Annotated in this window: 18 protein-coding genes; 8 read left to right on the top strand and 10 right to left on the bottom strand. The window is 62.9% G+C overall.

The window, feature by feature from the left end; translation table 11 throughout:
- Positions 1 to 84: 84 nt before the first annotated feature.
- From hslO to D9R08_RS07945, 8 genes are all read left to right on the top strand, one after another.
- Positions 85 to 1,098, top strand: a complete 1,014-nt coding sequence (gene hslO / locus D9R08_RS07980; protein WP_121897501.1) for an Hsp33 family molecular chaperone HslO — start codon at positions 85 to 87, stop codon at positions 1,096 to 1,098.
- Positions 1,082 to 1,684: a CoA pyrophosphatase gene (locus D9R08_RS07975; RefSeq protein ID WP_121897685.1), complete on the top strand. Its 603-nt coding sequence runs from the start codon at positions 1,082 to 1,084 to the stop codon at positions 1,682 to 1,684. Before hslO ends, D9R08_RS07975 begins: the two co-directional genes overlap by 17 nt.
- Positions 1,681 to 2,832, top strand: a complete 1,152-nt coding sequence (locus D9R08_RS07970) for a CCA tRNA nucleotidyltransferase (RefSeq protein ID WP_121897500.1) — start codon at positions 1,681 to 1,683, stop codon at positions 2,830 to 2,832. The genes D9R08_RS07975 and D9R08_RS07970 overlap by 4 nt, the downstream gene beginning before the upstream one ends.
- A 43-nt stretch (positions 2,833 to 2,875) precedes the next feature.
- Positions 2,876 to 3,433 (top strand): LysE family translocator, encoded by a 558-nt coding sequence (locus tag D9R08_RS07965; protein ID WP_233557344.1) that lies wholly within the window; start codon positions 2,876 to 2,878, stop codon positions 3,431 to 3,433.
- A gap of 58 nt (positions 3,434 to 3,491) precedes the next feature.
- A complete protein-coding gene (locus tag D9R08_RS07960; protein ID WP_121897498.1) occupies positions 3,492 to 5,333 on the top strand; it encodes an ABC transporter ATP-binding protein in 1,842 nt (613 codons plus the stop codon).
- A gap of 11 nt (positions 5,334 to 5,344) precedes the next feature.
- Positions 5,345 to 7,192 carry an ABC transporter ATP-binding protein gene (locus D9R08_RS07955; RefSeq protein ID WP_121897684.1) on the top strand — a complete coding sequence of 616 codons (1,848 nt, stop codon included), beginning with the start codon at positions 5,345 to 5,347 and terminating at the stop codon, positions 7,190 to 7,192.
- 102 nt (positions 7,193 to 7,294) lie between these two features.
- Positions 7,295 to 8,533, top strand: a complete 1,239-nt coding sequence (locus D9R08_RS07950) for a class I SAM-dependent RNA methyltransferase (RefSeq protein ID WP_121897497.1) — start codon at positions 7,295 to 7,297, stop codon at positions 8,531 to 8,533.
- Positions 8,530 to 9,327, top strand: a complete 798-nt coding sequence (locus D9R08_RS07945) for an ion transporter (protein ID WP_121897496.1) — start codon at positions 8,530 to 8,532, stop codon at positions 9,325 to 9,327. Before D9R08_RS07950 ends, D9R08_RS07945 begins: the two co-directional genes overlap by 4 nt.
- Here the strand turns inward: D9R08_RS07945 and D9R08_RS07940 are convergent, their stop codons facing one another.
- The 10 genes from D9R08_RS07940 to D9R08_RS07895 form a co-directional block, all read right to left on the bottom strand.
- On the bottom strand, positions 9,328 to 10,095 hold the full coding sequence (locus D9R08_RS07940) for an SDR family oxidoreductase (protein ID WP_121897495.1): 768 nt from the start codon (positions 10,093 to 10,095) through the stop codon (positions 9,328 to 9,330).
- The gene (locus D9R08_RS07935; RefSeq protein ID WP_121897494.1) at positions 10,095 to 11,018 is read right to left on the bottom strand and encodes a dihydrodipicolinate synthase family protein; all 924 of its coding nucleotides are present in this window, start codon (positions 11,016 to 11,018) and stop codon (positions 10,095 to 10,097) included. The genes D9R08_RS07940 and D9R08_RS07935 overlap by 1 nt, the downstream gene beginning before the upstream one ends.
- A 15-nt stretch (positions 11,019 to 11,033) precedes the next feature.
- Positions 11,034 to 11,696 (bottom strand): aspartate/glutamate racemase family protein, encoded by a 663-nt coding sequence (locus D9R08_RS07930; protein ID WP_121897493.1) that lies wholly within the window; start codon positions 11,694 to 11,696, stop codon positions 11,034 to 11,036.
- On the bottom strand, positions 11,693 to 13,147 hold the full coding sequence (locus D9R08_RS07925) for an amidohydrolase family protein (protein ID WP_121897492.1): 1,455 nt from the start codon (positions 13,145 to 13,147) through the stop codon (positions 11,693 to 11,695). Before D9R08_RS07925 ends, D9R08_RS07930 begins: the two co-directional genes overlap by 4 nt.
- Entirely contained in the window at positions 13,147 to 14,595 is a 1,449-nt protein-coding gene (locus D9R08_RS07920; protein ID WP_121897491.1) for an ABC transporter substrate-binding protein, read from the bottom strand. The genes D9R08_RS07925 and D9R08_RS07920 overlap by 1 nt, the downstream gene beginning before the upstream one ends.
- Positions 14,592 to 15,611, bottom strand: coding sequence for an ABC transporter ATP-binding protein (locus D9R08_RS07915; RefSeq protein ID WP_121897490.1), 1,020 nt, complete (start codon positions 15,609 to 15,611; stop codon positions 14,592 to 14,594). Before D9R08_RS07915 ends, D9R08_RS07920 begins: the two co-directional genes overlap by 4 nt.
- The gene (locus D9R08_RS07910) at positions 15,608 to 16,609 is read right to left on the bottom strand and encodes an ABC transporter ATP-binding protein (RefSeq protein WP_199709298.1); all 1,002 of its coding nucleotides are present in this window, start codon (positions 16,607 to 16,609) and stop codon (positions 15,608 to 15,610) included. The genes D9R08_RS07915 and D9R08_RS07910 overlap by 4 nt, the downstream gene beginning before the upstream one ends.
- Complete coding sequence (locus D9R08_RS07905) at positions 16,606 to 17,481, bottom strand: ABC transporter permease (RefSeq protein WP_233557342.1); 876 nt, start codon at positions 17,479 to 17,481, stop codon at positions 16,606 to 16,608. Before D9R08_RS07905 ends, D9R08_RS07910 begins: the two co-directional genes overlap by 4 nt.
- Position 17,482: 1 nt before the next feature.
- The gene (locus D9R08_RS07900; RefSeq protein WP_121897489.1) at positions 17,483 to 18,448 is read right to left on the bottom strand and encodes an ABC transporter permease; all 966 of its coding nucleotides are present in this window, start codon (positions 18,446 to 18,448) and stop codon (positions 17,483 to 17,485) included.
- Between the two features lie 116 nt (positions 18,449 to 18,564).
- Positions 18,565 to 20,130, bottom strand: a complete 1,566-nt coding sequence (locus D9R08_RS07895) for an ABC transporter substrate-binding protein (protein ID WP_121897488.1) — start codon at positions 20,128 to 20,130, stop codon at positions 18,565 to 18,567.
- Positions 20,131 to 20,194 lie beyond the last annotated feature (64 nt).

The raw sequence follows: 20,194 nt of genomic DNA, 5'->3' as shown, positions 1-20,194 counted from the left end.
AGTCACCCCGAAACCCCTTGGGATTGGAGTTGCCGCGCCTATATGGGCGCGATATGCCAGCCCAATGGGGCACAAGGAAACCCAATGACATTGACTGCAAAAATCGCGTGGGACGATACCGTCCTCCCGTTCCAGCTTGACCGCTCCGATATCAGGGGCCGCGTGGCACGTCTGGACGGGACGCTGGATAATATCCTGTCGCAGCACAATTACCCTGCGGGCGTGGAGGCGATGGTGGCCGAGATGGCGCTTCTGACCGCTCTGGTCGGACAGACCATCAAGCTGCGCTGGAAACTGTCGCTGCAAGTCCGCGGTGACGGACCCTTGCGCCTGATTGCGACTGATTTCTTTGCGCCTGCCGAGGATGGAGTGCCGGCACAGATCCGCGCCTACGCAAGTTATGACAAGGATGGCTTCGACGATGCCGCCGATCCGTTTGCCCAGATCGGCAAGGGGTATTTCGCGATCCTGATCGATCAGGGTGCGGGCAATGCGCCCTATCAGGGGATCACACCGATTGCAGGTGGGGCCCTGACCGCCTGTGCCGAGGCCTATTTTGCCCAGTCCGAGCAGTTGCCGACGCGGTTCGCGCTCAGCTATGGCCGTTCGCAGGAGCCGGGCGAGGGCGTGCATTGGCGCGCGGGCGGCGTGATGTTGCAGCACATGCCCAAGGCGTCTCCGCAAATAACCGGCGAGGGCGGCTCCGGCGAAGAAGGACTGCTCTTGGCCGAGGATATCCTGAATGCCGATGAAGGGGAAAACTGGAACCGCGCCAACACGCTTCTGGATACGGTGGAAGATCTGGAACTGATCGGTCCGCGCGTCGCCCCGACCGATCTTCTGGTACGTCTCTTTCACGAGGAAAGCCCCAGGGTTTTCGACGCGCAGGCCGTCCAGTTCGGGTGTACCTGCTCGCCGGCGAAGGTACGGCAAAGCCTGTCGATCTATTCGGCCAAGGATATCTCTCACATGACGACCGAAAGCGGCATCGTGACGGCCGATTGCCAGTTTTGCGGCGCGCATTACGAGTTCGACCCCCTGACCCTGGGGTTCGAGGCGGCAAGACCCGTGGATGATGGCGATGGGCCGGCCAGTTGATCTGGACATGCTGCGCGCCGCGCTGGCCAGGCCCGCGCGACCATCGTCCGATTACGATCTGAACCCTGATATCGCCCTGCCGCAGGGTCGGAAACTCCGCCCCGCTGCGGTGTTGGTGGCAATTGCCGAAACGGGCGGCACAGCGCAGGTGATCCTGACAAAACGCGCCTCCCACCTCAAGCATCATCCAGGTCAGATTGCATTTCCCGGCGGCAAAGTGGATCACGGCGACACAGATGCGGTGGATGCCGCCCTGCGCGAGGCGGAGGAAGAGATCGGTCTTGGTCGCCGCGATGTCTCGGTGATGGGGCAGCTGCCGGGTCACGAAACGGTCACAGGCTATGAGGTGACCCCGGTGCTGGCCTCTCTCAATCGCGAGTTCGTGGCCGTTCCCGAGCCCGGAGAGGTCGCGGAGGTCTTTTTCGCGCCGCTTGCGATGCTGATGGATCCGATGGTTTATCGCGTCGAACGGAGACGCTGGCGCGGTGTTTGGCGGCAGTTCTATGTCGTGCCATACGGGCCCTACTATATCTGGGGTGCGACGGCGCGGATGCTCAAGTCTCTGGCCGACAGGGTGACGCAATGAGGTTGCAGGGCCCGTGGATGGAACATGTCGGAACGCAGGCGGTCTGCAACATGCTGAAAGCGGCCGGGTTTCAGGCGCTTTTCGTGGGTGGCTGTGTGCGCAACGGTCTTATCGGCGTGCGGGTGAGCGATATCGATATCGCCACCGATGCAACGCCGGACGTGGTATGCGATCTGGCCGAAAATGCCGGGCTGCGCGCCGTGCCCACCGGGATAGAGCATGGCACCGTCACCGTGATCGCCCAGGGCAAACCCCACGAGGTCACGACCTTTCGCAAGGATGTCGAAACCCATGGCAGGCATGCGACCGTCGCCTTCTCGACCGATATCGCCGAGGATGCCGCGCGTCGGGATTTCACGATGAACGCGCTTTATGCGTCACCGGACGGGGAGGTTCTCGATCCGACGGGCGAAGGCCTTGCGGACCTGTCCAGCCGACGGCTCCGCTTTATCGGGCGTGCGGAGGATCGCATCCGTGAGGATTATCTTCGCATCCTTCGTTTCTTCCGGTTCCACGCCTGGTACGCGGACCCGGAAAACGGCCTGGACCCGGATGGGCTGTCTGCCTGTGCGGCTCTCTCCGCCGGTCTGGAGACTTTGTCGAAGGAACGCATCGGCAGTGAAATCAAGAAACTCCTGTCAGCCCCGAACCCGGCCCCGGCTGTCGCGGCAATGGCGCAGACCGGTGTCTTGATCCATGCCCTGCCCGGCGCGGATGCATGCCGCTTGCCGATCCTGATTGACATCGAGGATGCGCATGACATTCCGGCCGATCCGATCCGAAGACTGGCCGCGCTGGGGGGGCAATCTCCGGAAAGCGCCCTGAGGCTCAGCAAGGCGGAAGGTCGGCGTCTTTCCCTGATTGCCGAACAGATTGGAACCGCCACCGGGCCCATGGAGCTTGGATATCGCCATGGCGCAGACGATGCCCGCGATATTCTGATGCTGCGCGCGGCCAGTTTCGAGCGGCGGCTTGATCCGGCCGAGCTGGATGACGTCGCGCGTGGGGCTGTCGCCCTTTTCCCGATTACCGCCGCGGATCTGATGCCTGCGCTGTCCGGCCCGGCACTCGGGGCGAAACTGAAGGAGCTGGAAAACCGCTGGATCGCATCCGGCTTCACGCTCGACCGCACCGCGCTTCTGTCCTGACAGCGGAGAACACGTTCTGGATCCGCTATATGCCTTTGTTTTCGTGGGCCTCTTCTCCCCAGGTCCGAACGTCATCCTGTTGACCGCATCGGGGGCACGGTTCGGCTTTGGCCCGACGCTGCCGCATATCCTGGGTGTTGTCGTGGGCGTCGGCGTCACTGCGGGGCTGACGGGCCTTGGGGTCGGCGCCGCGCTGGCGGCAGCGGGCCCCGGACTGGAAACCGCGCTGAAGCTGGCGGCCTGCGGCTGGATCCTGTGGATGGCCTGGAAGCTTTGGCAATCCTCTGCCGCGGGCGGTGTCCGGCAGGAGGGCGACCGGCCCTTCACCTTCGTGGAGGCGGTCCTGTTTCAATGGGTCAACCCCAAGGTATGGGCCGTCGCAATGGCCGCCGCCGCCGGTTACGGCGCCGGTCTCGGGCCAATGGGCGAGGCGCAACGGCTCGCGACAGCATTTTCGGGTTTGAATCTTTTTGTCTGCCTGTTTTGGACCCTTGCGGGAGCCGCTTTGGCCTATCTGCTAACGACACCACGGGCTTGGCGGATCTTTGCGCGGATCATGGCAAGCGGTCTGGCGGTATCGGCTGTCATGGTTTTTCTTTGACCGGGGGGTTATATCCCGAGTCTCAGCCATTTCAGCGCCCGCAAACCGGCATGGTCCGATGTACCGTTTTTTTGAGAATCTGGTCGATCCCTACACGGACTATCCCGAACGGGACAGGCCGGAGACCCGTCTTTGGCCGTTCCTTTGGGAGTATTCCCTGCCGTTCAAACGGCTCTTTGCGCTGACGGCGGCCACGTCGCTGCTCGTGGCGGCCGTCGAGGTGGCGCTGATTTACTACATGGGCCGCGTTGTCGATCTGCTGTCGTCGGGCGATCCGTCGACCGTGCTGGCCAGTTACGGTCTGGAACTTGTTCTGGTGGCGGTGTTCATCCTGATCTTCCGGCCCCTGTTGCAGGGTGTGAACGTGGCGCTGCTGAACAACGGCATCCTGCCGAATTTTGGCACGCTCATTCGCTGGCGGGCCCACAAGCACGTTTTGCGCCAATCGGTTGGCTGGTTCGAAAACGACTTCGCGGGCCGGATCGCAAACCGGATCATGCAGACACCACCTGCCGCTGGCGAGGCAATTTTTCAGGTGTTCGACGCCATCACCTTTTCGGTGGCCTATCTGATCGGTGCCGCGATCCTGCTGGCCGAGGCGGATCCGCGCCTTGCGGTGCCACTGATAATCTGGCTGGGTCTTTACTCGGGGCTGGTGCGCTGGACGATACGCCGGGTCGGCCCAGCCTCGAAGGCCAGTTCCGACGCGCGCTCGCAGACCACCGGTCGCGTGGTGGACAGCTATACCAACATCCATTCGGTCAAGCTGTTCGCCCATCACGACAGTGAGATCAACTACGCCAAGGAAGCGATCGAGCATGCCCGCGTGACCTTTGCCAGAGAGATGCGGATTTTCACTACGATGGATGTGGCGCTGACCGCCATTAACGGGTTCCTGATTGTCAGCGTTGTCAGTTGGGCGGTCTGGCTGTGGAGCGTCGGCGCTGCCTCCGTCGGCACGGTTGCCGCCGCGACCGCGCTGACCCTTCGTCTCAACGCGATGACCGGCTGGATCATGTGGGCCCTGTCGTCGCTTTTCCGGAACCTTGGCATTGTTGCCGAAGGGATGGAGACCATCGCCCAGCCAATCACGCTGGTGGACAAGCCCGACGCGAAGGAACTGGTTCTGAAAAAGGGTTCTATCGAGCTTCAGCGACTAACCCATCATTACGGCCGCAAGGGCGGCGGGCTGCAGGACGTGTCCCTCGTGATCGAGCCCGGGCAGAAGATCGGCCTGATTGGCCGCTCCGGTGCTGGGAAATCCACGCTCGTCAAACTTCTGCTCAGGTTCTACGATGCGGAACAGGGTCGGATTCTGATCGACGGGCAGGACATCACCGATGTCACGCAGGACAGCCTGCGCCAGGCCATCGGCATGGTGCAGCAAGACAGCTCGCTGCTTCATCGCTCGGTCCGCGAGAACATCCTCTACGGCCGGCCGGACGCGTCGGAGGATGAGGTGATCGCCGCGGCCAAGCGGGCCGAGGCCCATGAGTTCATTCTTGACCTGCAGGACCCCGAAGGCCGGCAGGGATACGACGCACAGGTGGGCGAACGCGGTGTGAAGCTTTCCGGCGGCCAGCGGCAGCGCGTGGCGCTTGCGCGGGTCATTCTGAAAGACGCCCCGATCCTGATTCTGGACGAGGCGACATCGGCACTCGACAGTGAGGTGGAGGCCGCGATTCAAGACACGCTTTACGGCGTGATGAAAGGAAAAACCGTGATTGCCATTGCCCATCGCCTGTCCACGATCGCCCAGATGGACCGGATTCTCGTGCTGGATGGCGGTCGGATTGCCGAAGAGGGCAGCCATGGCGAACTCCTGGCGAAAGACGGTCTCTATGCCGGGTTCTGGGCCCGCCAGTCGGGTGGGTTCATCGGCACCGAGGCCGCGGAATGAAACAGGCCGTGATGACCCTCATGCAGCGCCTGGGCGACATGATCGACGGGTTTGCGCCCGCCGAAGGCCCGCCGCCGCGCACGCTTATGGCCTTCTGTCGCTGGTGTCTCGCCGGTGCCTGGCCGGTCATCTTCATCGCCACCGCCGCCTCGGCCATCGCAGGGACCACGGAGGTGTTTACTGCACTTCTGCTGGGCATGATCATCGACAGCGCCGTCAACAGCGGCGACGCGGCCGCCTATTTCGCCGAAAACTGGCTACTGGTGCTGGGATATGCCGCGTTTTTTGTTTTGCTGCGCCCGGTTGTCTTTGGCGCCAGCGCCGCGTTCAACGGTATTGTCCTGCCGCCCAATGTCTATCCGCTGGTGCAAAGCCGCCTGCATCGGTGGTCGCTTGGCCATGCGGTCAGCTTCTTTGACAACGATTTTGCAGGCCGCATCGCGCAAAAGCAGATGCAGACGGCGCAGGCCCTGACCAACTCCCTGGGCGAAATCATCAACGCCATCGCCTTCGCGCTGGCCTCGATGATCGGATCGGTCCTGCTGCTGACATTCATCGACTGGCGGATCGCTCTCGTTCTGCTTGTCTGGCTGGCGCTTTACTTCTGGATGATCGCCTGGTTCCTGCCCCGTATCCGCCGGAGGGCGGCCGCGCGTGCCGGCGCCCGGGCGATGGTGACCGGGCAGGTGGTGGACACGATCACCAACATCAAGACGGTCAAACTTTTCGGGCACACCGCCCATGAGGATACCGCGGCGATCCGCGCGATGCAGATGCTGCGCGAGCGGTCTCTTGAGTTCGGTTATCTTTCAACCGGTTTCCGCTTTGCGCTGATGGCTGTCGCGGGGCTCCTTCCGGTCATTCTGATTCTCGGCGTGATCCTGCTCTGGCGTCAGGGCATCGCGACACCGGGCGACATCGCCGCGACCGGGGCGATCGCGATGAGAATTTCGCAGATGACCGGCTGGGTCAGCTTTACGCTCATGGGCATCTACAGCAGCATTGGCGAGGTCGAGGATGGGATGAATACGCTGACCCCCGCCCACAGCCTTATCGACGATGAAAGCGCGCTGGAGCTGGAGCGTGCCAAGGGCCGGATCACATATTCCGACGTGAGCTTCTCCTATGGCCGGGATCTGGGCGGTATCAGCAACCTGTCTCTGGTGGTGGAACCCGGCGAAAAGCTGGGGCTTGTCGGGGCCTCTGGCGCGGGGAAATCAACCTTGGTCGCACTGCTTTTACGGCTCTATGATGCGGAAGAGGGTCGTATCCTGCTTGATGACTGTGATGTGCGAGACCTGACCCAGGACAGTCTGCGCCGTCAGATCGGGATGGTCACGCAGGAAACCGCGATGTTCAACCGGTCGGCCCGGGACAATATCCTCTACGGTCGCCCCGGCGCATCCGAGGCGGAGATGCTTGCCGCCGCGAAACGTGCCGAGGCCCATGAGTTCATCAAGGATCTGGAGGATCACAAGGGCCGCAAAGGTTACGATGCGCATCTTGGCGAACGGGGCGTCAAGCTGTCCGGCGGGCAGCGCCAGAGGATCGCGCTGGCCCGGGCGTTTCTGAAAAACGCGCCGGTGCTGATCCTTGACGAAGCGACAAGCGCGCTTGACAGCGAGGTCGAGGCCGCGATTCAGACGACGCTGGCCGACGTGATGGAGGGTAAGACCGTGATCGCCATCGCTCACCGCCTGTCGACCATCGCGCGGATGGACCGGATCGTTGTTCTGGACGAGGGCCGCATCGTGGAAGAGGGCACACACGAGTCGCTTCTGGAGCAGGACGGGCTCTATGCGCGGTACTGGAACCGGCAATCGGGCGGCTTTATCGGCATCCGCGAGGCCGCGGAGTGACGGAGAATGCTGCTCATGCGTCAGGCGCTGCGGGCCAGCCGTCGCCACCGCGGTACGGTCCTGAGGGCGTGATCGCCGCCGTGCGCGGACCAAGAGGTGCCCATGCTTGAAATCGAACGGCTTGGCCACCATGGCGACGGTATCGCGCCAGGGCCTGTCTATGTGCCCCTGACCCTCCCCGGCGAAATCGTGGACGGCACTGTCCTGAACGGCAGGCTCGAGGATGCGCGTATCCTGACCCCCTCCGCAGAGAGGGTTCGTGCGCCATGCCCGCATTTTAGGAGTTGCGGCGGCTGCTCGTTGCAACATGCGTCCGACCGGTTTCTGGCTGACTGGAAGGAGGATGTCGTGCGCAAGGCTCTGGCGGCACAGGGTCTTGAGACCGACTTTCGTCCGATTCACGTGTCCCCCGCACGATCCCGCCGTCGCGCGACCCTTGCGGGAAAGCGTACCAAAAAGGCGGCGATGGTCGGATTTCACGCGCGAAAATCAGACACAATCGTGCCCATCAGAGACTGTTTTGTACTGCACCCGGACCTGCTGGCGGTGATCCCGGCACTGGAGGAGATAACCCGGCTGGGCGGATCGCGCAGTGCCACGCTGTCCTTCGCCCTGACCCTATCGGAAGCGGGGATCGATTGCGCCGTCACTGGCGGTAAGCCGCTGGATGGGACTCTGCGCATGTCGCTGCCGAGATATATCGGCCGATTTGCGCGCCTTGCATGGGACGGCGAAACCGTTTTCACCGGTGCCCAGCCGACACAGGAATTCGGTCCGGCCAAGGTGGCACCACCGCCCGGGGCTTTCCTGCAGGCCACCAAGGACGGGGAAGTGGCGCTGCTGGCCGCGGTCAGGGAGGCCACCGGCTCTGCGATGCAGATCGCGGATCTTTTCGCGGGATGCGGCACCTTTGCACTGCCGCTTGCGCTTGCGGCAAGCGTCCACGCCGTCGAGGGGGATGGCGAGATGATCGCGGCGCTGGACCGTGGGCTGCGCCTTGCGACCGGACTCAAGCCACTGACGACCGAAACCCGGGATCTGTTCCGCCGCCCGCTTCTCGCTGATGAACTGGCTCGATTTGATGCCGTCCTGATCGACCCGCCGCGCGCGGGTGCCGAGGCGCAGACCCGCGAGATCGCCACGGCACAGGTGCCGCGCGTGGCAATGGTTTCCTGCAACCCGGTCACCTTCGCCCGCGACGCCAAAACCCTCATCAAGGCAGGCTATCGCCTGAATTGGGTGCAAGTCGTCGATCAGTTTCGCTGGAGCCCTCATGTGGAGCTTGCTGCGAGCCTGACCCTGCCCCATATCGAGGCGAAGCCGAAGAAGGGGCAGGGATGACACGACAAAAACTTGCGGATTTTCTGGACACACCTCAGGTGCGATTCGGTATTATCGGTGTCATCATCTTCAATGCCATTCTGCTGGGGATGGAAACCTCGCCCACGCTGATGAATGCGGCGGGGCCGCTTATCCTGCTGCTCGACCGGATCTGCCTGAGCATCTTCGTGATAGAAATCGCGCTGAAGCTGATCGCGCACCGGCTGAATTTCTTCCGGTCCGGCTGGAACAACTTCGACTTCGTCATTGTCGGGATCGCCCTGATCCCGGCGGGCCAGGGTCTGTCGGTCTTGCGGGCGCTGCGGATTTTGCGGGTTCTGCGGGTGATCTCGGTCGCGCCGCGCCTGCGCCGGGTGGTCGAAGGATTCGTGACCGCGCTACCCGGCATGGGCTCGGTCTTTCTGCTGATGGCGATTATCTTCTACATCGGGGCGGTGATGGCGACCAAGCTTTTCGGGGCCAGCTTCCCCGAATGGTTCGGTACCCTCGGGCGGTCGCTCTATTCGCTCTTTCAGATCATGACGCTGGAAAGCTGGTCGATGGGTATCGTGCGCCCGGTTCTGGAGGTCTATCAGTACGCGTGGGTGTTTTTCGTGCCCTTCATCATGATGACGACCTTCGCGGTGGTGAACCTTCTGGTGGGTCTGATCGTGAACTCGATGCAGGACGCCCATGCGGAGGAAAGCAACGCCGCGACGGATGCCTATCGCGACGAGGTTCTGGCCCGCCTGGAGATGATCGAGAAGCATCTTCAGGAGCGGGACGGGGAGCGGCAGCGGACAGGCTCCGACTGACTAGGAGCGGATAGATCCTCCGTCGATCCGGACCCGGCTGCCGGTAACATAGGACGCGCGCTCCGAGGCGAGAAACACCACCATATCGGCGAATTCCGATGGTTTGCCATAGCGGCCCATGGGAATGCTGGCGGCGGAGGCGGACTTGATATCCTCCACCGGTTTGCCGCTCCGTTTCGCGGCGGCGGCGTCCAGTTCATCCACCCTGTCGGTATGGATACGGCCCGGCAGAACTGCATTCACGGTCACACCGTCCGCTGCGACCTCGGCGGCCAGTGTCTTGGCCCAGCCCACCACGGCAGACCGGATACCGTTCGAAAGCGCCAGATTGGGAATGGGCTGTTCCACGCCCGACGATGTGATGCAGATGATCCGGCCCCAGCCACGCTCGCGCATGCCGGGCAGAAGCCGGGCGGAAAGATCGAAGATGTTCGCCGCCATCGCTTCGAACTGCGCGATCCAGTCGCTGCGCGCGGCGGTGGCTGCGGGGCCGGGGGCCGGGCCGCCGGAGTTTGTGACCAGAATGTCGACGCCGCCCGCCGACAGAAGCGTTTCGGCAAGCTGCGCGACGCTGGCATGATCGGCGAGATCGACCCGCATGGGCGTGACGTTCGGCAGATCTGCGGACCAGTCGGTGATCCTGTCGACGCTGCGCGCGGCGGCAAAAACCTTGACGCCCTCCGCGGCCAGACCTTCGGCTATAGCGCGGCCCAGACCCCGGCTGGCCCCCAGAACCAATGCGCGTTTCCCGGTTATTCCCAATTCCATCAGCCAATCTCCTTCAAACGTTTCTCTTGTCTCTCGATCAGCCGATCCACTTCGGCGCGCGCGGCATCGGTGATGGCCGCGCCGGGGCGGCGGAGCGTGGCATGCGCAATCACGCCGCGTTTGGCCAGCACGTATTTCCGAACCGCCAGCCCCGCCCCCGGCTGCAACTCATAGCGCGCCAGCGGCAGATAGGCGTCGAATATGTCCTGCCCACGGTCGGGCGTACCCGCCCGATGGTGGCGGACGACGTCGACCATCATTTCCGGATACCCGAACCCCGTCATCGCCCCGTCCGCGCCTCGCGCCATTTCTTCGGGCAGGAACAGCCCGCCATTGCCGCAAAGCACGGAGATCCGCCGCGAAACGGCGCCTTCCGCCCGCAATGCAGATATCTTCTCCAGTCCAGGCCAGTCTTCGTGTTTGAGGCAAACGCAACCGGGCAGATCTTCGATGATCCGCTTGATGACCGGGACGGACATGTGAACGCCCGTGGCCAGCGGAAAATCCTGCAGGACGAAGGGTGTGTCACCGATGAAATGTGCCGCCTGATGGTAGTATGAGACGATCTGGTCATCGGTGTGCAGGTTGCCGGGCGGCGCGATCATGACGCCTGCGGCCCCATCATCCATGACCGCCGTGCTGAGCGCCTGAATCTGCGCAAGACCCGGTGCCGACACTCCGACGACAACCGGCACACGGCCAGCCACACGGGCCAGGATGCGCCGCACGACGATGCGCGACTCCTCGATGGTCAGCTTTGGTGCCTCCCCCATCATGCCCAGAACCGTCAGGCCGGTCGCCCCGGTCTCCAGATAGAAATCCACCATCCGGTCGGTGCTTTCCAGATCCAGGCCGCCATCGGGCAGGAACGGGGTGACGGCAATCACGTAAACGCCATGCGCGTCTTCGGTCAGATGGGTCATGGCAAGGATCCTTTGTTAGACATCGGTCTTGGCTAGGGCGACACGGCCGATCGCCATTGCGGCAGCGGCCTGACAGGGTTCGACAACGGGCAGGCCAAGCGCCTCGGACAGGCGTTTGCGATAGGCCGTCATGCCCGCGCATCCGAGGATCAGCACATCCGCGCCGTGGCTGTCGCGCAGGCGCGCGCCCACCTCCTTCTGGCGGGCAAATGTCCTGCCCTCGTCGCCGAGATCGGCCACACCCAGATTCAGCGGCAGATCCCCGGCCAGCCTGTCCATCACACCCATTGCCCCAAGAAACCGCATATGCCGCGGAACGGAGGTGGGCAGGATCGACAGGATACCGAAGCGCTGGCCAAGGGTCATCGCTGTCAGAACCGCACTTTCGGCGATACCCAGAACGGGTTTGGCGCTTTGCTCGCGCAATGCCGCAAGCCCGGGATCCGAGAAACAGGCGATCACGAAGGCCGATGCCTCGTCTTCCAGCTCTGCGGCACGCGCCAGAAGCGGGGCAACCACGCCATCGACATGGGCCTGGGTTTCGATCCCCGGTGGGGTGCCGTGCAGATGGCTGCAGAGGATCGGGACGGAGCTGGCCGTGCGCATCGGGTCAATGGCCGCGTCGATACCGTCGGTCACGGTCCGGCTGCTGTTGGGATTGATGATATGGATGCTCATACTGTCCCTCCGTCATACCGGGCCTGTCCCCAGAACCCCGGCGGTACACCGAGCATGTCTCTGGCGCCGATCCGATCAATCATCGCGTCCGCCTCCGCCTGAGCCTCGGCCAGCACCGCGCCGGTCTCGACCCGGGTAGGCATCCCATCGCTCAACAGCACTTCGCCATCGATCAGAACCGTATCCACATCATTGCCATTGGCGAAATAGACGACACGGAACGGTTCCATGTTCAGCGGGTAGAGATGAGGGCGTTGCATGTCGATCAGGATTGCATCGGCCTTCTTTCCAACTTCCAGCGAACCGATCTGATCGGCCAGCCCAAGCGCGGTCGCGCCATCGATGGTCGCCATTTCAAGAGTCTTGCCGGGGGGCAGGATGCCGGCGTCCCTGAAATGCCGGCGGTGGTAGTGCATCGCCTGCTGCATGTGCCGAAACATGTCTGCCGAACGATCCGGCGCGGTCGCATCCGAACCTAGCGCCACGGTCGCACCCGCCTCGATCAGTTCGACCGCCGGGCAACGGCCCATGACCGATGCAATGGCTGAGGGATTATGCGCGATCCGCGTGTCGCTATCTGCGCAAAGCAGGATTTCGTCTTCGTGCAGATCGATCGCGTGGGAAAGAAGCGTATCGGGGCCAAGCAAGCCGAGATCATGGGCACGGCGGACCGATCCGCGCCAATGCCCGTCCTGGGTGAACACCACGCCCGCCTCGCGCGCCAGAGCGCGGATGATCCGCGCCTGACGGCAGGCGTCCTCGTAATCGCGAGGGGCCATGTTGCATTCGTGTTCGTCGCGCAGGACCGGATAAATCAAGGCGACCGACAGCCGCCCCGCATTGGCTCCATGCCAGCGGCTCAGCACCTCCTCGCAAGTGGCACGCTGCTGCTCGAAGCTCACCGGATGATGGGTGGCGCGGCCATCGGCCTGCCACGTTGCATAGCTCAGCGGATGTGGGGCTCGTGTGGGGCCGACGGCCATTACGTCGCGCGTGCCGATCTCGGCCACGCCTTGCATATGGGCGGCCGCATATTCCGGGCTGTCGGTTCGCATGATGGTATCGCCGCCGCCCAGAAGCGAGACACCGCAGGTAACCCCGAAGCGCAACCGTTCCAGCGCCGCCAGCCGGGCCTCCGCATACCAGAAAGCCGGCGTTGAACCGGTGGTATAGACTTCTCCGCAAATCCGTTCCCAATGGTTCGCCTGTTCCATGCCCATGGTTTTGATCAGCCCGTGGCCCGCATGGGCATGCACATCGATCAGACCGGGAAGCATCACCTTGCCCTTGGCATCGATGACCTGCGGGGCGTCATGGCGGGCCTCGACCTCGTCGCGCGGGCCGATGGCTGTGATCCGCCCTTCGGTGATGGCCATCGCCCCGTCGTAAATCACCCTGCGGGCCGCATCGACGGGGATGATCGTGGCGCCCGTGACAAGCAGATCGGCCATCACGCGTCCTCCATCCCGGGCAGCCCGGCAATGTTCAGTACGCCATCCACCGGCAAGGCGAAGCCGGGATGATCGCCGCGCAGGCCGGTGACGCGGATCGGATTGTAAAGTGTCAGCCAGGGCGGATCGCGCTGCATCTCGGCATAGGCCTCCTGAAACAGGGCGGCGCGGGTGATCTCGTTCGGTGTGGTCCGCGCCGCGTCGAGCAGGCTTTCCACATCGGCATTGTGATAGCCCTGCCACCACGCCCCCTTGACCCGTGCGTCGATCTTTTCATGCAGCACCCTGAAGGTGGACAGGGGGCTTGAATCGAAGACGCACAGATCGCCGATTTCCTTGCGGCGGACCATATGGGCATAGGCTTCGCGGTCTGAGTGTAACTGGATGTCCAGCGTGATGCCGATTTTGGCCAATTGTGCGCCCAAGGCGGCGGTAAGCTTTTCCGCCTCGTCCGGCAGGCGGGTCGGGCAGTCCAGTGAAAGCGTCAGCCCGTCGGCATATCCGGCATCTGTCAGAAGCGCCTTGGCCGCGGTCAGATCCTGAGGCAATGCGGCCCCGCCCCCCGCGCCGAAATGCATCGGACTTACGAACCCCAACAGGGGCCGCGCCGCGCCGCCGACCACCGTGTCGATCAAAGCCTGCCGGTCAAGTGCAAGGTTCAGCGCACGGCGAAGACGGGCATCGGCCAGCGGACCTTTCGCTGCGTTCAGCAGATAGATGATCGCAACCGGTACGGTGGTTTCCACACGCGTGAAGCGGGGCGCGCTCAGGCTTTGGCTGGCGTGATAGTCCAGCGATGTGGCAACATCAGCTGCCGCCTCCTGCAGCATCGACAGGCGTTGCCCGGCATCGGGAACAAGGCGGATCTGGATGTGCTGATGCGCGGGCGTCGCCGAGAAATGATCCGGCACACGGACCAGTTCCAACGCTGCGCTATCCGCGTGGGTCACGCGGTATGGGCCCGTGCCTGTCGGCCGGCCGGTGATGCCCGCGTCCAGATCGCCAAGACTGGCGGGCGCCGCGATGTAGCCCTGCACCAAGACGTCAAGCAAATCGGCCATCGGCGTTGCGAGGCTGATCGAAACGGTCCGATCATCCGGCGCGGTAACGCGCGCCCCGCCCAGATACTGCCGCCAGACACCCGGAGAACCGAGTGCATAACCTTTGTCCGGCCGCGCCATCCGCAACAGCGACAGGCAAACCGAGGCCGCGTCGCAAGGGCTGCCATCATGGAACCGGACACCCGCGCGCAGCTTGAAAACCCAGTCTTTCGCATCGTCCGACACTGTCCAGCTTTCGGCGAGGCGGGGAACGAAGCCTGTCCCCTTCCGTCTGATCAGCGTGTCGAATACGGCTTCGTAAATCGCCAGCTCATCGTTTGCGTCGGTGCAATCATGCGGGTCTCGCAGCGGCAGACGGGGCTGCACGATGATCAGGGGGCGGTTCATTGGTTATCTCTTTCCGGCTCGTCGATGAGGTGACAGGCAGCGCTTTGCCCGTCGCCGATATCCTGCAGGACGGGGCGTTCCACGGCGCATCGGTCCCAGGCAAAGGGGCAGCGGGTGCGGAAGCAGCAGCCCGTGGGAAGCGACAAGGCGCTCGGCACCTCGCCCGTCAGTTCGATCTCTTCCGTCATTCGGCTTGGCCGGATGCTGGGCGCGGCGGACAAGAGCGCCCGGGTGTAGGGATGGCGCGGCCTTGCGAAAAGCTGATCGCGCGGCGCGGTTTCCACCATGAACCCCAGATACATCACGCCGATCCGGTCGGCGATGTGATGCACAACCGACAGATCATGGCTGATGAACAGATAGGCCAGACCGAATTCATCCCGCAGGTCCATCATCAGGTTCAGAATCTGCGCCTGGATCGAGACATCAAGTGCGGAGACCGGCTCATCGGCGATGATCAGACCGGGGTTGACCGACAAGGCCCGGGCAATCCCGATGCGCTGTCTCTGTCCGCCGGAAAACTGGTGCGGATACCGCCCGCCATGTTCGGCGTTGAGCCCGACGCGGGCCAGCAGGGCCTCGGTCTTGTCTGCCACCTCGGCGCGTGCACCATCGCCGACTTGCTGCAACAGGGGCTCGGCCACGATATCGCGAACCTTCTGACGCGGGTTCAGAGAGGCGAACGGGTCCTGAAAGATCATCTGCATCTTGGCGCGGACCGGCAGGAGCTTTGCATGGTCGTAGTCGGTGATATCCTCTCCTTCGATGCGGATGCGCCCCGAGGACGGGTCGTAGATCCGGGCGATGGTCTTGGCGACGGTAGATTTCCCGCAGCCGGATTCCCCCACCAATGCAAGTACTTCGCCCTTGGCGATCGAAAAGCTGACGCCATTGACCGCATGAACGACGAGATCTTTCAACCGCGGCCGGCCGCCCTCGAAGCTCAGCCGGTCCAGCAGGCCGGGGTTCAGATGGAACCGCTGTTCCAGCCCCTCCACATCCAGCATCGCGTTCATGCGTCACCTCCGGTTCCGATTGGGAAATGACATGCGGCAAACAGGCTCTGGCGGGTGGGGGATAGCTTGGGTTCCTCCTGCGCGCAGAGTGCCTGCGCCCGGGGGCATCTGTCGCGGAAGTTGCAGCCCTTGGGCAGGTTCCGGATATCCGGGACCGTGCCGGGGATCTGGCTCAGCCGGGGCTGCCGATGATCGGGGTTGGGGATCGAATCGATCAGGCCGCGGGTATAGGGGTGGGATGGCGCCGAGATGACATCGCGGACATCGCCGCGTTCCACGACCTGCCCGCAATAAAGCACGGTGATCTTGTCCACGACCTCCGAAACCACGGCCAGATCATGGGTGACGAGGATCATCGAGGCACCATGATCCGCGACCTGCCGTTTCATGAGCTTCAGGATCTGCGACTGAATGGTGACGTCGAGCGCCGTCGTCGGCTCATCCGCGATGATCAGCCTTGGATGGGCCAGCATGGCGATGGCGATCACCACGCGTTGGCGCATGCCGCCGGAAAACTGGTGCGGATAGGCGCGCAACCGGTCCTCGGCCTGGGAAATGCCGACACTTTCGAGCATCTCGATACAGCGTTTCCGGCGGGCGGCCTCGTCCATATCCGTGTGAAGGCGCAGCATTTCATCCATCTGTCGCCCGATCGTGTGAACGGGATTGAGCGAGGTCATCGGATCCTGGAAAATCATCGCAATCTCCCGTCCGCGGATCTTGCGCAACCTGTCTTCAGAGGCCTTGGCGAGATCCTCGCCATCGAGCAGTATCTGCCCACCCTCGATCCGTCCCGGCGGGTCGATCAAACCCAGGATCGAAAACCCGACGACCGATTTGCCACCGCCGGATTCACCCACAAGCCCCATGATCTCGCCCTGGGCCAGATCGAAGCTGACGTCGTTCACGGCCTTCACCACGCCGGAAAATGTGTGGAACCATGTTCTCAGGTCGCGAACGGACAACAGCGGATCCCGGCTCTCGCTCTGCATGGTCATTTCAACCTCGGGTTCAGTTCGTCGCGGAGGAAATCGCCAAACAGGTTGATGCCGAAAACCATCGCCATGATCATCAGGCCGGGGAAGACCGAGGTCCACCAGAGCCCGGAAAACAGGACGTCGAACCCGTTCTTGATGAGGAGGCCGAGGGATGGCTGCGTGATCGGCACACCAACGCCCAGAAAGCTGAGCGATGCTTCGATCAGGATGAACGTGCCGACCTGCACGGTCGCAATCACGATCAGCGGGGTCAGAACGTTGGGAAGCACGTGGCGGCGGATGATCTTTGCGTTCGTGAGCCCGGCAACCCGCGCGGCCTGCACATATTCCTTCTCGATCTCTCCGAGTGTGGAGCCGCGCACCGTGCGGGCATAGACAACCCACCCCACGGCCGTCAGCGCGATCAGCACCTTGTCGACGCCGGTGCCCACCGCCGACATCAGGAACAGCGCGATCAGCATGGAGGGAAAGGACAGTTGCAGGTCGGCAATCCGCATGATGATCGCGTCGAGCCGCCCGCCGTAGAACCCCGCCAGAAGCCCGAGACTGGTTCCGATCAGGCAGGAGCAGAGCATCGCCGCGATTCCGATCATCGCCGATACCCGCGTGCCATATATGATCGACGCCAGAACATCGCGCCCCTGTCCGTCGGTTCCCAGCAGGTATCGCGGGTCGCCGCCCGGCAGCCATGCCGGCGGTTTGTAGCTGTCCAGCAGGTTCAGTTGCGTCAGGTCATAGGGATCCTGCGCCACCATCAACGGGCCGAACGCCACGATCACGATGAAGATCGCGATGATGACGCTCCCGATGATCGCCGACAGGTTGCGGCGCCAGTTGAAGAAGAATTGCGAGGCGAGAAAGGCTTGCATCATCCTATTTCACCGTGATGCGCGGGTCGATCATCGTGTAGAGGATGTCGATGAGGAAATTGATCACCACGAAGATCAGCGCCACCAGCATCAGATAGACGACAATCACGGGGCGATCCGCGCGATAGATGGAGTCGACCAGCAGCTTGCCCATTCCAGGCCAGCCGAAGATCGTTTCCGTGATCGTAGCGAAGGCGATAAGATCGCCCAGTTGCAGCCCGAAGATGGTCACCACCGGGATCAAGCCGTTCCTCAGACCGTGGCCATAGAGGACGCCCCTGCGGGACACGCCCTTGGCGCGGGCGAATTTCATGTAATCCTGTCGTGAAACCTCCATCATCCCCGCGCGCGTGATCCTGAGCAGGATCGCCAGCGTCCCGACCGAAAGCGTGATTGCCGGCAACAGGACGTGGCTCCAGCCATCCGCGGTCAGAAGGGAGGTCGGGACGCCGAAGACTTCCACCGTGTCACCGCGGCCGGAGGACGGGAAGATGCGCCATTCGACCGCGAAGAAATAGATCAGCATCATGCCGACCCAAAAGCCGGGCAGGGAGATACCCAGGAGAGAGCCCGACATGATCAACCGGCTGAGCGGCCTGCCCGGATTGGCGCCCGCATAGACCCCGAGCGGGATTGCGATGGTTGTGGCGATGACCATGGCCACCACCACGATTTCCAGTGTGGCGGGAAGACGTTCCAGGATCAGATCGATTGCGGGCTGGCGAAACACGTAGGAGGTGCCGAAGTCGCCCTGCAGCAGATTGCCCAGAAAGATGAAGTATTGCTCGGTCAGGGACCGGTCGAGACCCAGAATCCGCCGTGCCTGTTCAATCTCGGCTTCGGAGGAATCGATCGGGATCACCATGAAAACCGGATCGCCGGTGAAACTCATCATCAGGAAGACGATTACCGAGACGGCCCACAGGACGACCACCATCTGGATCAGGCGTTTGATGGTATAGGCGAACATGCCATGTCCTCATTGCGGGGGCGAGGCCCGCCGCGCAACCGGGGCAGGCCCGGGTTCCGTGTGTTCGAAAAAGCAGGGGGTGGCACCAGACCCGGCGCCACCCCCCGTGGGAGAGATCACTCGGCGATTCGGATGTCGTAGGCCCAGAGGAACTTGTCTGTCCGGGGTTCAAACTCGATCCCGTCGCGCACGCCGTAGATATCCTGCTCGTAATGAACCGGGATCATCGGAATGTCCTGCAACAGGATTTCGGTGACCTGCTGCAAATGGGCATCGCGCTCCTCGACCCGCGGGGTCGAGTCCGCCAGATCGATCAGACGGTCGACTTCCGGATTGGAGTAGTGGCCGCGGTTGACCTGCGAATACCCTTCGCGGGTGCCGGGTGAATAGAACATGCTGGCATACATCGATCCGGCATCGCCCGAAGGCACATCCCAGCCGGACATGATGAAGCTCGACTGCTCGGACGGCACCCGGATATAGCCGAAGAAGTTCGCGCGCGGCATCAGGTTCAATTCCAGCGTGATCCCGATCTGCGACAGCATCGAGGCGAGCGCCTGAGCGATCTGCGCATCGTTCACATAGCGGTTGTTGGTGGCGTCAAGGGTCATGGTAAAGCCGTCCGCATATCCCGCCTCGGCCATCAGAGCGCGGGCCGCCTCCAGATCGAACGGGTACATCTCGCGGAAATTGGCGCCTTCGAGATATCCGACATGGGTGGAGGGCACATATTGTTCCGAAGGGGTGGACAGCCCGTTCATGATCACCGTGCGGATCGTTTCCACATCGATCGCGCGGGCAATCGCCTCCCGCACGCGCCGGTCGGTCATCGGGTTGGTGTCGAGATCGATTGTCGGCGATTGGGGGCGCACATCCAGTGCCAGAACGAGATTCAGAAGGCTGGGCCGCGTGACGACCTCAAATCCGTCCTCTGCTGCAACCCGTTCCACATCGCGCACCGAGAGATCCTGCACGATATCCAGCTCTCCGGTCAGCAGGGCCGCCGTCCGTGTCGCGGGGTTTGTCAGCGGGCGGAAGACCACCTGATCGATCTCCGCGGGTCCCGCATAATATTCCTGAAACGCATCCAGAACGATACGGTCTTCGCGGATCCATTCATTCAACTGATAGGGGCCCGTGCCGACCGGCTGCAACTCCATCTGGTCTTCGCCCACTGCCTCGGCGTGATCCCTGTTCAGGATCAGGATCGCGGCCAGATCGTTCGGCAGGGCTGCATAGGGCTGGTAGGTGACGATCTCTATCGTGCGCTCGTCAACGGCTGTATAGGTGTCGATGTTCTTGGCCAGGTTCGACATCAGCGAGTCTTTCAGCCGGTCGAAGGTGAAAATCACGTCGTCGGCGGTGAACGGCTCCCCGTTATGGAAGGTGACGCCTTCGCGCAGGGTGAACCGCCAGGTGACGTCATCCACCAGTTCCCAGCTTTCCGCCAATCCGGGCCCGAATTGAAGGTTCGCGTCGCGGCGCACCAGCGGGTCGTAAAGGTGGTAGAACATGATGTTGCTGGACAGCTCTTCGCCGGCCTGCGGGTCAAGATGTACGGCGTCGGCGGTCAAGCCGACGGTCAGGGTCTGATCCTGCGCCGCGGCGATGCCGGGCAGGACCAGAGCAAGCGCGGCCGTTGCCAGCAGCCCTTTCAGCTTGGTTGGGAATTGCTTCGTCATTTTCAGCTGTCTCCTTGTTGATGGCGTTCTGCCTGAGCGTTTCGCCGCCCTTGTCTCGTTGCAG

The organism is Rhodophyticola porphyridii, assembly GCF_003688285.1.
Classification (GTDB): Bacteria; Pseudomonadota; Alphaproteobacteria; order Rhodobacterales; family Rhodobacteraceae; genus Rhodophyticola; species Rhodophyticola porphyridii.
This window is presented reverse-complemented; position numbering and strand designations above follow the sequence as displayed.

Excerpts from the sequence above, each read along its gene's own strand:
- D9R08_RS07895 (WP_121897488.1), bottom strand. The coding sequence starts at position 20,130 with ATGACGAAGCAATTCCCAACCAAGCTGAAAGGGCTGCTGGCAACGGCC.
- hslO (WP_121897501.1), top strand. The coding sequence starts at position 85 with ATGACATTGACTGCAAAAATCGCGTGGGACGATACCGTCCTCCCGTTC.
- D9R08_RS07910 (WP_199709298.1), bottom strand. The coding sequence starts at position 16,609 with ATGACCATGCAGAGCGAGAGCCGGGATCCGCTGTTGTCCGTTCGCGAC.
- D9R08_RS07945 (WP_121897496.1), top strand. The coding sequence starts at position 8,530 with ATGACACGACAAAAACTTGCGGATTTTCTGGACACACCTCAGGTGCGA.
- D9R08_RS07955 (WP_121897684.1), top strand. The coding sequence starts at position 5,345 with ATGACCCTCATGCAGCGCCTGGGCGACATGATCGACGGGTTTGCGCCC.
- D9R08_RS07960 (WP_121897498.1), top strand. The coding sequence starts at position 3,492 with ATGTACCGTTTTTTTGAGAATCTGGTCGATCCCTACACGGACTATCCC.
- D9R08_RS07900 (WP_121897489.1), bottom strand. The coding sequence starts at position 18,448 with ATGTTCGCCTATACCATCAAACGCCTGATCCAGATGGTGGTCGTCCTG.
- D9R08_RS07930 (WP_121897493.1), bottom strand. The coding sequence starts at position 11,696 with ATGAGCATCCATATCATCAATCCCAACAGCAGCCGGACCGTGACCGAC.
- D9R08_RS07935 (WP_121897494.1), bottom strand. The coding sequence starts at position 11,018 with ATGACCCATCTGACCGAAGACGCGCATGGCGTTTACGTGATTGCCGTC.
- D9R08_RS07920 (WP_121897491.1), bottom strand. The coding sequence starts at position 14,595 with ATGAACCGCCCCCTGATCATCGTGCAGCCCCGTCTGCCGCTGCGAGAC.
- D9R08_RS07940 (WP_121897495.1), bottom strand. The coding sequence starts at position 10,095 with ATGGAATTGGGAATAACCGGGAAACGCGCATTGGTTCTGGGGGCCAGC.
- D9R08_RS07905 (WP_233557342.1), bottom strand. The coding sequence starts at position 17,481 with ATGATGCAAGCCTTTCTCGCCTCGCAATTCTTCTTCAACTGGCGCCGC.
- D9R08_RS07915 (WP_121897490.1), bottom strand. The coding sequence starts at position 15,611 with ATGAACGCGATGCTGGATGTGGAGGGGCTGGAACAGCGGTTCCATCTG.
- D9R08_RS07975 (WP_121897685.1), top strand. The coding sequence starts at position 1,082 with ATGGGCCGGCCAGTTGATCTGGACATGCTGCGCGCCGCGCTGGCCAGG.
- D9R08_RS07950 (WP_121897497.1), top strand. The coding sequence starts at position 7,295 with ATGCTTGAAATCGAACGGCTTGGCCACCATGGCGACGGTATCGCGCCA.
- D9R08_RS07970 (WP_121897500.1), top strand. The coding sequence starts at position 1,681 with ATGAGGTTGCAGGGCCCGTGGATGGAACATGTCGGAACGCAGGCGGTC.
- D9R08_RS07925 (WP_121897492.1), bottom strand. The coding sequence starts at position 13,147 with ATGGCCGATCTGCTTGTCACGGGCGCCACGATCATCCCCGTCGATGCG.